Origin of the sequence: Burkholderia diffusa (assembly GCF_001718315.1) — a bacterium.
GTDB classification, from domain to species: domain Bacteria; phylum Pseudomonadota; class Gammaproteobacteria; order Burkholderiales; family Burkholderiaceae; genus Burkholderia; species Burkholderia diffusa_B.
In genome coordinates this window covers 1666439-1679420 of the sequence record NZ_CP013363.1, presented here as the reverse complement: position 1 = coordinate 1679420, position 12982 = coordinate 1666439, and the positions used below count along the sequence as shown (strand labels likewise).

17 protein-coding genes and 1 pseudogene are annotated in these 12982 nt (G+C 57.7%); 10 read left to right on the top strand and 8 right to left on the bottom strand.

Annotation, left to right across the window (positions count from 1 at the left end):
- Positions 1-63: 63 nt before the first annotated feature.
- The 4 genes from WI26_RS22710 to WI26_RS22695 all read left to right on the top strand — a co-directional run bounded on the left by WI26_RS22710 (position 64) and on the right by WI26_RS22695 (position 2218).
- The gene (locus WI26_RS22710; RefSeq protein ID WP_069227260.1) at positions 64-357 is read left to right on the top strand and encodes a phage holin family protein; all 294 of its coding nucleotides are present in this window, start codon (positions 64-66) and stop codon (positions 355-357) included.
- Positions 350-769, top strand: a complete 420-nt coding sequence (locus WI26_RS22705; RefSeq protein WP_069227259.1) for a glycoside hydrolase family protein — start codon at positions 350-352, stop codon at positions 767-769. Before WI26_RS22710 ends, WI26_RS22705 begins: the two co-directional genes overlap by 8 nt.
- Positions 766-1260 carry a DUF2514 family protein gene (locus WI26_RS22700; RefSeq protein ID WP_069227258.1) on the top strand — a complete coding sequence of 165 codons (495 nt, stop codon included), beginning with the start codon at positions 766-768 and terminating at the stop codon, positions 1258-1260. The genes WI26_RS22705 and WI26_RS22700 overlap by 4 nt, the downstream gene beginning before the upstream one ends.
- A 169-nt stretch (positions 1261-1429) precedes the next feature.
- On the top strand, positions 1430-2218 hold the full coding sequence (locus WI26_RS22695; RefSeq protein WP_069227257.1) for a DNA adenine methylase: 789 nt from the start codon (positions 1430-1432) through the stop codon (positions 2216-2218).
- A 38-nt stretch (positions 2219-2256) separates the two neighbouring features.
- Here WI26_RS22695 and WI26_RS22690 read toward each other — a convergent pair whose 3' ends face one another.
- From WI26_RS22690 to WI26_RS22675, 5 genes are all read right to left on the bottom strand, one after another.
- A complete protein-coding gene (locus WI26_RS22690; protein WP_069227256.1) occupies positions 2257-2967 on the bottom strand; it encodes an immunity 52 family protein in 711 nt (236 codons plus the stop codon).
- 12 nt (positions 2968-2979) lie between these two features.
- The gene (locus WI26_RS33450; RefSeq protein WP_338084137.1) at positions 2980-3348 is read right to left on the bottom strand and encodes a restriction endonuclease fold toxin 5 domain-containing protein; all 369 of its coding nucleotides are present in this window, start codon (positions 3346-3348) and stop codon (positions 2980-2982) included.
- 118 nt (positions 3349-3466) lie between these two features.
- On the bottom strand, positions 3467-3946 hold the full coding sequence (locus WI26_RS31625; protein ID WP_230941275.1) for a hypothetical protein: 480 nt from the start codon (positions 3944-3946) through the stop codon (positions 3467-3469).
- Positions 3939-4442: a DUF4123 domain-containing protein gene (locus WI26_RS22680; RefSeq protein ID WP_059464566.1), complete on the bottom strand. Its 504-nt coding sequence runs from the start codon at positions 4440-4442 to the stop codon at positions 3939-3941. Before WI26_RS22680 ends, WI26_RS31625 begins: the two co-directional genes overlap by 8 nt.
- Before the next feature lie 4 nt (positions 4443-4446).
- Positions 4447-4854, bottom strand: a complete 408-nt coding sequence (locus WI26_RS22675) for a PAAR domain-containing protein (protein ID WP_059464567.1) — start codon at positions 4852-4854, stop codon at positions 4447-4449.
- 422 nt (positions 4855-5276) lie between these two features.
- Between WI26_RS22675 and WI26_RS22670 the strand changes: the two genes are divergently transcribed.
- Positions 5277-8222, top strand: a complete 2946-nt coding sequence (locus WI26_RS22670; protein ID WP_069227255.1) for a class I SAM-dependent DNA methyltransferase — start codon at positions 5277-5279, stop codon at positions 8220-8222.
- A gap of 220 nt (positions 8223-8442) precedes the next feature.
- On the opposite strand, the gene WI26_RS33090 is transcribed toward WI26_RS22670, so the two are convergent.
- Positions 8443-8898, bottom strand: coding sequence for a hypothetical protein (locus tag WI26_RS33090; protein ID WP_069227254.1), 456 nt, complete (start codon positions 8896-8898; stop codon positions 8443-8445).
- A gap of 83 nt (positions 8899-8981) precedes the next feature.
- Here WI26_RS33090 and WI26_RS22660 point away from each other — a divergent pair, with 83 nt between their 5' ends.
- From WI26_RS22660 to WI26_RS33085, 5 genes and pseudogenes are all read left to right on the top strand, one after another.
- Positions 8982-9662 (top strand): SOS response-associated peptidase family protein, encoded by a 681-nt coding sequence (locus tag WI26_RS22660; RefSeq protein WP_069227253.1) that lies wholly within the window; start codon positions 8982-8984, stop codon positions 9660-9662.
- Positions 9663-9752: 90 nt separating this feature from the next.
- Positions 9753-10133 carry a type II toxin-antitoxin system RelE/ParE family toxin gene (locus tag WI26_RS22655; protein ID WP_069227252.1) on the top strand — a complete coding sequence of 127 codons (381 nt, stop codon included), beginning with the start codon at positions 9753-9755 and terminating at the stop codon, positions 10131-10133.
- Complete coding sequence (locus tag WI26_RS32370) at positions 10123-10731, top strand: helix-turn-helix domain-containing protein (protein WP_155768806.1); 609 nt, start codon at positions 10123-10125, stop codon at positions 10729-10731. Before WI26_RS22655 ends, WI26_RS32370 begins: the two co-directional genes overlap by 11 nt.
- Before the next feature lie 22 nt (positions 10732-10753).
- Positions 10754-11137, top strand: coding sequence for a hypothetical protein (locus WI26_RS22650; protein ID WP_069227251.1), 384 nt, complete (start codon positions 10754-10756; stop codon positions 11135-11137).
- A gap of 167 nt (positions 11138-11304) precedes the next feature.
- Positions 11305-11427 (top strand): annotated as a pseudogene (locus WI26_RS33085) (DUF159 family protein); the annotation flags it as partial.
- Between the two features lie 132 nt (positions 11428-11559).
- On the opposite strand, the gene WI26_RS32365 reads toward WI26_RS33085, so the two are convergent.
- Together WI26_RS32365 and WI26_RS31605 are read right to left on the bottom strand one after the other, a co-directional pair.
- Positions 11560-12045, bottom strand: a complete 486-nt coding sequence (locus tag WI26_RS32365; protein ID WP_155768805.1) for a hypothetical protein — start codon at positions 12043-12045, stop codon at positions 11560-11562.
- A gap of 45 nt (positions 12046-12090) precedes the next feature.
- A complete protein-coding gene (locus tag WI26_RS31605) occupies positions 12091-12618 on the bottom strand; it encodes a RelA/SpoT domain-containing protein (RefSeq protein WP_081334323.1) in 528 nt (175 codons plus the stop codon).
- Between the last annotated feature and the right edge of the window lie 364 nt (positions 12619-12982).

Here is a 12982-nt window from a genome sequence, read left to right as displayed (position 1 = left end):
GTATTGAAGGCCGCTCACGGGCAACCGGAGCGGCCTTTCTTTTTATCGGGACAAGGGGAACCGATGCAAGAGCATGAAAAGACGATTCTGGAGCTGATCGTTATGGGCGGATTGATCGGGATCGCGAAGGTGTTGGTGGGTAGCGAGCATTTGACGTTTCGGCTCGTCGCTGGCCGGGCCGTGCTGGGATCGGCGACGTCGATGGTCGCGGGCATCGCGCTGTTGCAGATCCCGGACCTCCCGCCGATTGCGCTGCTCGGAATCGGGAGCACGCTCGGCATCGTCGGATCGCAGTACCTGGAGGTACTGCTGCGTAAGAAGGCAAAGCAACTTTTTGGAGGAAGCAAGAATGGCTAAGTACGACGGGTTGAAGCTGAAGGCCGAACTGACGCACGATGAGGACCGGCGGTATCGGATCTATACCGACACGGTCGGCAAGGTGTCGGGCGGGATCGGCCGCAATCTGACGGACAAGGGGTTTCGCGATAACGAGATCGACCTGATGTACCAGAACGACATCGCCGAAACCGAGGCATGGCTCGATCGCCATCTGTCGTGGTGGTCGTCGCTCGATCCAGTGCGTCAGCGCGTGATGATGAATATGGCGTTCAACATGCAGGGCAAGTTGCTCGGGTTCCGCAAGTTTCTCGCGGCGACGCAGCGGGGCGACTGGAACGCAGCGGCAGCCGAGATGCTCGACAGCCTGTGGGCGCGACAGGTCGGCGATCGCGCGAAGCGCCTCGCATCGATGATGCGGAGCGGCGCATGACGTGGTTCGATCCTCGACTCTGGCTCGCGCTTATCGCGGCCGTCGTGGTCGGCGCTGCTGCTGGCTATTCGAAAGGGCACCGGGATGCGGATCAGTCCACGACGGTCGCCGATCAGGCACGGCAGATCGACCATCTCCGCGATGAACGGGATGAATATGGCCGCCGATTGGCGGCGCAACAGGAGGTTGCAACCGATGCTGCAAAAGAACGTGATCAGGCACGCGCTGATGCTGCTGTTGCCGATGGTGTTGCTGATGGGCTGCGCAAGCAGGTCGCCGCGCTCGTTGCCGACGCTCGACGTGCCGGCGCTGCGGCCGGAAGCCCGGCAACCGGCGACGCCCTCAATCTGCTTGCCGACTTGTTCGGCCGGGCTGACGAGCGCGCGGGAGAGCTGGCGAAGATCGCTGACGAGCGGGGCATCGCCGGCCAGCAGTGCGAGCGTAGTTACGACGCGTTGATCGGCGACGCGCAATCCAATTTGCCGCAGTAGCGCGGCGATCGAGGCCGGGCGGTCTCGAAAGAAACAGGGCGACCGGGAAGCGTGCAGCAACACGCCCCCGGTCGCCTTTCCACTGAGCATGCCAGTGAATCGGCCAAGGCCCTGCTACCTACCGGTAGGCGGGCCGGATTCTACACCAAGTTTAAAAACGGCTTTCACAATGGCAAATCCCATCATTCCTTGGATCGGCGGCAAACGTCGTCTGGCAGACCACATCATTCCGCGTTTCCCTGCGCACGACTGCTATGTCGAGGTATTCGCGGGTGGAGCGGCGCTGTATTTCCTGCGTCCGCCGGCCAAGGTCGAGGTCATCAACGATGTGAACGGCGAACTGATCAACCTGTATCGCGTTGTGCAGCATCACCTGGAGGAGTTCGTGCGGCAGTTCAAATGGGCGTTGACGAGCCGGCAGGTGTTCGAATGGTTGAAGCAGACGGTCCCGGAAACGCTCACTGATATCCAGCGGGCGGCTCGGTTCTACTACCTGCAGAAAAGTTGCTTTGGGGCGAAGCTGGAAGGGCAGACGTTCGGAACGGCGACGACGACGCCGCCCGGCCTGAATCTGTTGCGGATCGAGGAGGAACTGTCGGCGGCCCACCTTCGGCTCGCGAATACGTTCGTGGAGCGGCTGGATTGGGCTGCATGTATCGATCGTTACGATCGGCCGCATACGCTCTTCTACCTCGATCCTCCGTATTACGAGACGGAGGGGTACGGCGTGGCATTCCCGTTCGGCGAGTACGAGAAGATGGCGCAGCGTCTGCGATCGCTGAAGGGCCGGGCGATCGTCAGCCTGAATGATCATCCGGATATTCGGCGTGCGTTCGACGGGTTTCATATCGAGACCGTGCCGATCCAGTACACGGTCGGGGGCGGGAAGGGCGTCGAGCGGAACGAGCTGATCATCTTTAGTTGGGATGATGCGGCGCAGCCTGTCGGACTTTTCTAACCGGACGTTGCCGGCGCGGTGACGCGCCGGCATAGGGCCTATAGATCAGCGAAGGCGGGAAGGAGATCTTGGTCGACTAACCTAATCTCGATGCGATTTGCCGTCTCGATGTGTTCGGGATTCTTCATCGAGAAAGGGGCGTCGGTTGTGCTGACGACGATCGTGCCGGTCTGTGCCTTTCCTGCATCCGGGATCGGCACAATCTCACGCGCCTCCGGAACCTGCTGTTGCGTGATCACCTTTGGCAAGTAAATCATCCAGCCAACCCCGGGCTTGTCGTCGAATACCTGCTTTGCCGCGTAACTCCGTGGAGAGACCGTAACGTAGGCGGGTCGAAATGCGGTCACGGTCGCGTTCACAATTCGTTGAACTGATTCGAGGTTCCCCAGCACCGCCGAACTCGAAATTTTGATCTCGAAGGAATGCGGGACGGAGTTTTCGCCTACGTGACATACGATCGTCGCACCTTCCCCCTTGTTCTGATTCCCGTTCCACAGTGCAACGTAGGATCGCGATGGATCGTCCGAAAACTGATGCTGTAGGACGGCGAGTAGTGCCGTCGATGGCTGGCCATCTTCGAACGCTGGGTACAGGAGCGCTTCGTCCAAGGTGTCACCTTGAGCGAACCAAGTGCTTAGCGTCGAATCGATTGCACCCATCGTCGACACGACGATGTGAATGCGTGACAGTATCTTCTCGAAGTCTGTAGGGGCAAGTGTCTCGTCCCTGAACTGAAGGCTGAAGTCCATCTTGTTCTCGGTTTACGGTTGTACGACGGAAAGAACCGCATTGCGTCGCAGATCTTTGAGCAGGTACTCACGCACCTCCGCTTCTTCAAAGTACCACGTCAAACGTGCCGGGGGAAACAGCTTCACTTTGCCGCCTTGCCGCTCAATATCGGAGACCATTCCGGGGAAGCCTTTGAACCAAGAGACTGGTTCCAGTTCGCCATCGTCGTCTCGCTGAAGGAACTGCGCATAGCGGGACTTTGCCTCTTGCAGCATGCACGCGGCCGGCAGGAAGCCGTCGAATGCGATGCCTTGCCACACCCATTCCTCATTCCATTTTCCCGCGTTACTGTACGGCCGGCCCGTGATGCGGCCTTGATACTCGCGCGAGTGGTCGGACATATGGTGCGTCTTATTTTCCGCCCGGCCACTTTCCTCTGGCGGGCACTTCTTACAGCTCTCGCCCGTGCGCGGAATCGCGCGGACGTCTGGTTTTGCCTTGCTTTCTTCCTTCGGCGTGTCACCCGACAGACTCCCCGTTCCCGCTACTGCCGCCCCGCCCAACAAGGCTACGCCAGCGCGCGCCAATAGCGGCCCAAGCTCCACTGCCGCCGCTTCGATTATCGGTACCACCAATCCCGCCATCTCGAGATCCCCCGTTATATTGCGGATGTTCGATGCGCCACTTGATGACGCGAAGGTAATCGTGAAAACGTTCGTCGGCCGAGCGGCCGGGCCGAGTAAGCCACGTGCGTGTTGCGGGCTTCTCGTAGAAGTTCGGAGCGTATGCCTCGATACGAAGAAACGCAGCGACATTCTCGTCGGACTGGATGCCAAGTCGCCGAGCGGCGACGTACGCGTTCCAAAGCCGCGTCGGCAGCGTGCCGTCATCGGCCAGCTTCGGATCCGCTTTGATGAGATCGAGCCGGGTGCGTTCGACATATCCGCGTGCATCGATCTCGGCAAGGCCGGCGACCTGTTCGCCTGTCAACTCAAGCATGCGGGTGCACTCCCTTCAGTTTTCCATTCACTTCGATAAGCCAATTGAATGTCGGGACAAAGAACTGCATGCGCTGCGTGAACTCCATCAGCGATGCAATGTCGGCCATGACACGGGCATCGTAGAACCGGAGGAGGGCTGTTCGGCCATCAGGCAAGCGCGCGTCGAGCCGGCCACGCAGCTCGTCGGCGAGCGATTCAATTGGATATGCGCTGATCAGCCAGGACACACCCGCCGAGCCGCCCGCCATCACGGATAGCGAGCGTCGCACGTTGCCGGTCGCACGCTCGTAGTCGAGCAGCCACGGACCCGCATCGGCCAGCGATGCGTCCGGTGTGCCGTCGAATAGCGCTACGGCTGCCTGCGATCGCTGGGGGGGCGATCCGCCGGCAGCGTCCTCGAACAGGAGGCCGTCGACGAGGGCGTACAAGTGCGCCTGCATGGTCAACTGTTGTTGCCGCATTAAGTAGAACGCTTCGATCGAATTGCCGGTCATGGTTCTACCCGCGAGCGATCATCGTTGCGGCATTCTCGGCTGCCGACTTCAGGCATTCGAGGCAGAGCGTCGGCGAAGGGGCCAACGCGGAAGCGGCAGTTGCCACTGCGCTGCCGGTCGATGCCTCGCCTGCTCCGACGTCGTCGAGCGTCGCAGACGACTGCGAGGCAATCAGCGTTGCGCCGCATGCGGTTTTCATGCCTTCGATCGCCGTTTCCCGGCCTGCGATTTGATGCGGGTAGCGTCGTCCGGTGGCGGGCAGGATTGGGAAGACGCCCTTGCATTGCGGGCAAAGTACCTTGTGGCCGACGCCTGCAATGGGCTTTCCGTCAATCGTCGCGTTCGCGCTGCCCTCCAGCACGCGACCGCCGTGCGTCGTCGTGTCGCCGACGCAGATCATGGCTCGGGCCATATGTTCTCTCGTAGGTGTGGTTTTCGTATGAATTTACCATTTCCGGGAGCTCAGCCGTCGCGCTGGCGATTGTGCAGTCGGTCAACTATTGTCAATCGAGCTGGAGATGGCGCGGTTCATGGCCGATCGCGGCCGGCCGCCGGCCCTGCGACGCGGGACCGGCGCAGATCGACCCACACCCGCCGTTGGCACCGCACTAACTTAACGGCTGCTTCTTGGATACCAGCGGTTGTTCGCATCGGCCATCGAAGCGTTCCACCGGTCGTCGCTAGGAGCTGTGTATTTGGTTCCACGACGTGGTCGCATCAAGCACCTCGGGTAGAATCGGCCCAACACGCCAATCGCTAATTCGGCGCCGCTACTGCCGACCACCGCAACACACGCTACGAAACTCACGTAAAACCATGCCTTCGTCGAGCACAATGACACCAGAGAAGTTCATCGAGACTTGGAAGGACAATTCCCTGAGCGAGAAGGGAGGCGCACAACCTCACTTTGAAGACCTTTGTCGGCTGCTGTCGGTCGATCCGCCACGGGAATATGGAGAATACTGCTACGAGCAGGACCTTGAAAAAATGCTCGGTGGCAAGGGTTTCGCTGACGTTTGGAAACGCGGCTGTTTTGCGTGGGAAAATAAGGGCCCGCGGAAGGACCTCGGCCCCGCGCTAATGCAACTTAAGAACTATTCTGGGGCGCTTGACAACCCACCGGTTCTAATTGTCTGCAACCGGGAGCGAATCGAGATTCACCCTTGCTTTACGGGATACCCAAGCACGCCTCGCGTCATTCAGCTTGAGGACATCGGCAATCCCGCAAACATGCAGGCCTTGCGCTGGCTGTTTTCCCCGACGGACGTTTACAAGCTACGCCCACTGAAGTCCAACGCTGCAATCACCGCCGACGCAGCAGCGGAGTTTGCGAAGGTAGCAGCATCAATGCGCCGGCGCGGTCTGGATAACCAGCAGGTCGCACACTTTCTGATTCAATGCATTTTCTGCATGTACGCAGAAGATGAATGGCTACTGCATAGGGGAGAGAGCGACAACCCGAAGATCTTTGCCGGACTTCTAAAGAGCGCACACGGCAACACGGATCGCGCACGCACGCGAATCGCATCGCTGTTCACGGCCATGCAGAAGCCGAACGGGCAGTACGGAAACGACGACATCGCCTGGTTCAACGGCGGCCTTTTCAAGGTCATTGATGTCCCCGAGCTGCAGCCGGAGGACCTGACTGCGCTGCTCAAAGCCTCGGAAGACCTGGACTGGCGCGCCATTGACCCGACGATTTTTGGCACGCTGTTTGAACGTGGCCTCGACCCGTCCTCACGGGCTCCGCTGGGTGCCCATTACACAGACGTCGCAACTATTGAAAAGCTCGTCCGTCCGTTGGTGACCAAACCGCTGACAGACGAGTGGGAAGCCGCGAAAGTCACCCTTGCGAAAGGAAAAGGGAAGGGAAAGCGAAGCGAATCCTACAAGGCTGCCGTCGCTACATATCAAGGCTACCTTGAACGGCTTCGGAACTTCCGTGTGCTTGATCCAGCGTGTGGCTCGGGAAACTTCCTGTATCTAGCCATGAGGGCGCTCAAAGATCTTGAGCACACCGCGCAGATCGACGCCGAACTCATGGGATTTGGTCGTCAGATCGCGATTGAGGCTGGGCCTGCGAACGTACTGGGATTCGAAATCAATGAGTACGCCGCCGAACTGGCGAGGGTAACCGTGTGGATCGGCGATATCCAGTGGTGCAAGGCCAACGGCCGTCCAATCGCAGAAAACCCGATCCTTCGCTCTCTCGATGGGATCCAGCATCGCGACGCGCTCATGACGAGCACCGGTCAGCGGGCTGAATGGCCCGAGGCGGATGTCATCCTAGGGAATCCGCCCTTCCTAGGCGACCGGAAGATGATCCGGGAGCTTGGGGAGAAGTACACATTAGCACTTCGGGAGCTTTATGCGGGCGACGTGCCCGGTGGCGCGGACCTCGTGTGTTACTGGTTCTACAAAGGTCGAGAGCAGATTGAAACAGGGCGCGCCAAACTCGCTGGGTTTGTTGCAACCAATTCGATCCGAGGCGGGGCCAATCGCAAGGTTGTGGATGCAATAGCTACCAACCTGACCATTTTCAATGCGTGGAGTGACGAGCCTTGGGTTAATGAGGGCGCCGCGGTGCGAGTGTCGCTGGTCGTCTTCGCGAAAAACCCGCCCCAAGGCGGCTCAGTGTTGAATGGGGAAGCTGTTTCAGGCATTAATTCGGATCTCACTGCTGGCGGCGCAGATTCTGAGACGTTCGACCTCACGCGGGTCAAGCGACTGCCAGAAAATCAAGGTGCCTCCTTCATAGGAACGCAGAAGAATGGCCCGTTCGATGTTGCGGGCGAACTCGCGCGTGAGTGGATGATATTGCCCAATCCAAACGGCAAACCCAACACTGATGTGATCCGGCCATGGGCGAATGGTTTGGACATTACCCGACGCCCCTCGGATACGTGGGTCATCGACTTTGACAAAATGTCGTTTGAGGACGCAAGTCTCTACGAAAAGCCGTTCGAATATGTCGAGGAGCACGTCAAACCGACTCGCGTGAATTTGCGGCGCGACTGGCACCGAACACACTGGTGGTGTCACGGGGACCCTCGGCCCGCGATGAAGCGCAAGATTGCTCAATTGTCGCGCTGCATATTGACGCCTCGGGTTTCTAAGCACCGCGTCTTTGCCTGGTTCTCTTCGATTGTGCTTCCGGACTCAGCAGTCGTCGCGATCGCTCGATCTGATGACACCATGTTCGGGATTCTGCATTCCCGCTTTCATGAGCTATGGTCGTTACGACTTGGCACTGCCTTGGAAGATCGACCACGGTACACACCGAGCAGTACCTTCGAGACTTTTCCATTTCCCGCTGGCCTGTCTCCTTCCGATACAGAGGGAGAAGACACTGTTGAAGGCGATCTGCGGCTTCCACCGGTCTCAGCGGACGCTCTGCCGGTTGCCCGGACGATTGCGCTTGCCGCGCAACGCTTGAACTCCTTGCGCGAAAACTGGCTCAATCCGACCGATTGGGTTGTCCGCGAGCCTGAGATTTTGAAAGGCTATCCTGAGCGGGTGGTAGCTGCGCCGAATCGTGCCACGGAGCTCGCAAAGAGGACATTGACAAATCTGTACAACCTGAACCCGCCTTGGCTCAGGAGCGCGCACGAAGCGTTGGACAAAGCTGTCGCTTCGGCCTATGGGTGGATGGATTATGGCCCGGAAATGAATGAGGGCGAGATCTTGCGACGCCTTGCGGGCTTGAATGCCAGTCGTTCGAAAAGCAGCGGATCAGTCAGTGCCACAGCCGCTACGCTAGTTGAAAATGAAGAGGACTGAAGGACGGCGGGATACCGCCATCCATCCGCCAATCGATTCGCGAAGCTGACCTTAGGGGGCCAAATCTGTGGCGGCAGCAAAGGGACGTCGACTGAATGGCTAGTCTAGCCGAGCGACCAGTATCGAGAGCGCAGCCGCCGTTGCAGTGTCTCCACCGTCGGGCAAATGAGGGTCTCTTAGTAGCCGATAGCAGTCCACTGCGATCTGCGGCCTTGCATTGCTACATCAGCCCGGCACGTCGCATTTCATCGCGCAGCAAGAAGTAGAGCCTGCGGAAGGGGCCGAACGGACCGCCGAGGTCACCATAATCCGTGGAGTCACGATTTGCGCCTTCCCACCAGTCCATGACCTTCTGAAGTGACTTCCGGAGCGTCACAATTTCGAGGATGAGGCGTCGGATTTCCTGGTCGTGGTTGGCCCGCCAGAGTTCGCGCAGTTCAGTCTCGGTCGGCGCTACGAACTCCGGCATCGCCGGTACGTGGTTTCGGTACGGATCCGTAAGCGGCACGACGTTACGATCGACTTTCGTTTCCTCGATCGGACGTGCGTCCGACTCATCGAGAAACTGTCCGGCGAGGCACTGGAACTCGCTAGCGGTGACCGGGACATACGTGCGACGGCGCTCCCCTGACTCGAGGTGTGTGTACTCCCACGTGTATGCCCAGCGCGGTTTCATGACGTGATGTAATGCTGTATGGATATACAGTATATCTCGCGGTAGGATAGGCTCGTCAAGTCTCAAAAAGTGGGGATGGGGCAATGTGTACGAACGACCGGGCACCGCATGAGGACTTCGAGATTCGCGAACTCCATATCGAACCATTCAGCGACCTGTATCGTCGCTTTCCGTGGAAGCCCGAGATCTACCAAGACTATGACGCGCCGATCGTCGGCTACGTCGGCGGGCAATTCAAGCCGCTGATCGCGGGCTTCGGCTTTTGGCCGCGCGCGCTGCAGAAGGCCAATGTCGAGAAGGCGAAGGAGCAGGGCAAGAAGCCCCCAATCATCCGCAGCACGATGAACGTGCGCGACGACAACCTCGGCAAGTCGCCGCTATACGGTCCGGCGTGGCGCGCCGGCCGACGCTGCCTGATTCCGGCTGACTGGATCTATGAGCCTTGTTACGAGACAGGGGCGAACGTGTGGCATCGGATCGGCCTAGCCGGTTGGCGCCAGCTGTGCGTCGCCGGTATTTGGCGAACTCTACAGGGCCCAGACGGCACCGAGCATCACACAATGTCTATGATCACGGTTAGCGGGGAAGGGCATCGGATCTTTTCCCGAATGCACAAACCCGGCGACGAGAAGCGGGCCGTTGTGATCTTGCGGCCAGGCGACTGGGAGGAATGGCTGACGACGCCGAACGTCGAGGCCGCACGGTCGATGCTGCAGCTGTACTCGGCGGACGACATGGCTGCGGAGCCGGCGGGTTTAGAGTAGCCGACCGTAAATGTTACTTTCGATACATGCGTGTTATGATCCGTCGGGTATATTCCCTTGACGGAATGCGCTTCCCACTCCTACCATCAAATGACCACCGAGGTTGAGTTCACCGATGAGTTTGAGGCATGGTGGCTTGGCCTCGATGAGGACGAGCAAGAGTCCGTGGCCGCCTACGTAAAGTTGCTGGAGCAACAGGGGACAGATCTGAAGTTTCCGTACTGCTCTGGGATTAAGACGTCTAGGCACGGGCACATGCGAGAGCTGCGAGTGCAACATCAGGGGCGGCCGCTGCGAATCTTATATGCCTTCGATACGCGACGAGCGGCAATTTTGCTTATCGGCGGTGATAAGACCGGCCAGGATGATTGGTATAACAAATTTGTGCCGTTGGCTGACAAACTGTACGACACTCATATGGCCGAGATTGCCCCTGAAATGAAACAAGGACGTATGAAACATGGCTCGTAAATTTGATGAATTGCGCGCCAAGATGTCGCCCGCTGCAAGGGCGCGCGCTGATAAGCGGGCGGGTGAGATGCTGCGCGAAATCAGGCTTGCAGAAGCACGGCAGCTAGTCGGCCTTTCTCAAAAAGACGTTGCCGCCGCGCTGAGCGTCAATCAGCCAGCTGTTGCGAAACTTGAGAAGCGGGGAGACATGCTTGTTTCGACCGCTCGTGAGTATGTTGCAGCACTAGGAGGATCGTTACGGCTTGTCGCCCAGTTGCCGCAATCGACGGGTGAGCCGCAATCGACAGTTGAACCGCAACCTTGGGTCGAAATCGTACTCGCCGGAAACACAAGCCCCAGAGTTCCTGAGGCACTGGCCGCGTCCCTCCAATGTTCGCGCTGGCTAGCTTCGCACGAGCACTCAAATGATCGTCATACGGTCAATATCGTGATTGCTCGACCGGAAGCGAAGTTTGTTCGTTGTGGAGTCGGCACTGTCCGCGGGACGGCGAGCGCCACGGCTACAAATTCGACGTGGGCGGCGTCTGCCGCCCCTTCGAGCTTTCGCTCCAATGTTTACATGCATCCTGCCCGTCCTGAGCAGACATGTCACGCATAACTGCAATACCTGAGGACAATTCATGACGCGTAAAGTGGAAGTTCGCACTCCTGCTGCCACCTTTGACTTGCTGATCGAGGAGACTCTGACTGAGACTTATGTGGATGGCATTTCCAATGTCTCGATGGGGTATCCGCTAAGCAAGGTCATGCTCCATACGAACAGGCCGCCAGAAGTGCAAGAGCAGCCCGCAGTTGAGGTCCGGGAGGCAGTGGTTCGCTTAGTGATTCCGACAGGCAGTCTTCTTGAGTTCGCCCTCAATATACTGAAGGGTGCTGCGGAATCGAGGGACGCTCTTGTGTCGGGCTCCAACCAAATGTCTGCCCAATTTCAGGCTTTCTTGGATCAGTTCCCAGAATTCAAGGTTACGGCTGATGAGCCAAATCCTCAGAACGAGAAGAAGTAGGGAGCGTGCACTTTGACCGGAATTTCTCTGGAACATGAGGCGCGGCTTGGCTGTACACAAGGCTCGGAAAGCACACAATCTTCCAATGTTTTCGTGCATCTCCTTGATTTTTCGGTCTAATGTGTAAGGATTGTGATTCCTGTCGTCGTGGGTTCGAATCACATCACCCGATCGTTTCTCGAATGCACAAGTCTGGCGACGAGAAGCGGTCGGACGACTAAGAGGAATGGCTGATGACGCCGAATGTCGAGGTGGCGCACGCGATGCTCCAGCTTTATCCAGTCGGCTAGATGGTGGCCGAGCCGAAGTGATTCGGCGCTACGCAAAACTTGGCGCAGAGGCTTGCTGGATAGGGCGGGATTGGGTGTCGCTGGTCCTCCCGACAGGAAACGTCACTCGATCGGGGGAGGCGCGCTCCACTTCTACGCCTCCAGTTCTAATATTTCCTTTAATTCGGCAATGAAAAGCGTGGTGTCGCCGAAATAGTTGGGATACGCGATTTTCAGGGCGTGAACGGAATCTGCCATGACCAAGACGGCATCAACCCCCGGTTTATTTTCTTCCTCGATTTTCTTATAATCGGAAGTCGCCGCTGCGAATTGGTCTTGAGAATATGAAACAACAAGTGTTTCTTTGTTGGCGAGATCTAGTTTCATTAAGAAGTAGGCAGACTTCCGCCGGTCAGGGTCAGCAATGACTTCTTTCATCATGGCTTGAAAGGCGGTTAGTCGTTCCACTACATGAAGCTCTATCTCGAATATTTTGAGTCTTTCGCGAATTACTTCAAAATCTCCATCGCCTGGAACTCCTTCCCGATGTGCGAACGCGGCGGAAATTAACGAGAAGTATTCCAGCCATGCTTGTTCCCCTTGATCTGCTTTCAGCTTTTGATTGATCAGGGATCCCACCGTCTCCACAGCTGTCGCCCAGGCATGCTGACGCTTAGTTCGGATCTAAATTTCAATCGAATGATTGTTGTATGTCTCCTTCTTGTCGCTGACATAGCGATAAATCAAATGTATTCCGCGATATCCGTCTTCTTTTGGTGTGATTATGTAGTCTTTTTCATTCACCAGTCGATGCTTAATTCGGCTTCCTTTTATCGATGCGCGCAGTTGATTGACTTGTTCCAGTGATGATAAAACGGCTCTGCACCCACCGATGTCCTGCATTTGAGAGAGTCGCATGCGAGGAAATCGTTTCAATTTATCTATAATCGACGTTGCACGCTTAAGGCGCTGTGCGACAAATGCTGCGTCGTCGATCCTAATTGCGCGATCTCGCAGATTTATCTTGAATGTATTGAGGGGGAACTGGTGCGAGGCGCGCCAGTTGGACATGATCATGGTTGCATCAAGGTATTCATTGAGATCCGCGAATTGGATGTGTTCGCGATCTTCGCGAAATACAACACCTTCGACGAGCCGACGACCTGCAGCATTGACTCGCTCACGTGAAAATTCCGGCTCGACCCACGCCATTTCGCACCCCGTCAAATTGTGTTCGCCTTGTATCGTACCTAGCCGACTATCATCACGTTAACCTGACGATCGCAGGTGACGTTTCGATTGTGCCACGAGAACTGGGCCGAAGCTCAATAGTGGGGCGCCGGTCGACTGACTGGGCGTAAGTTTTGGCGTAGCTTTTTCTCAATGGCTATATGTGGTGGGGAAATCTCCTACTTCGAGGAAAACGAGTAATCGCATTTGACGCGCGGCGCCCGAGTCCGGGCACCGTGCGCTCCTTTGGAGAGCGGCGGGCGGGCCGACGCGTCACGCCGTGTTCAATTTCTGTCGTCGGTTCTTGCGACCATCGACGCCTCTCGGCAGCGCAGTTGGCGATCGC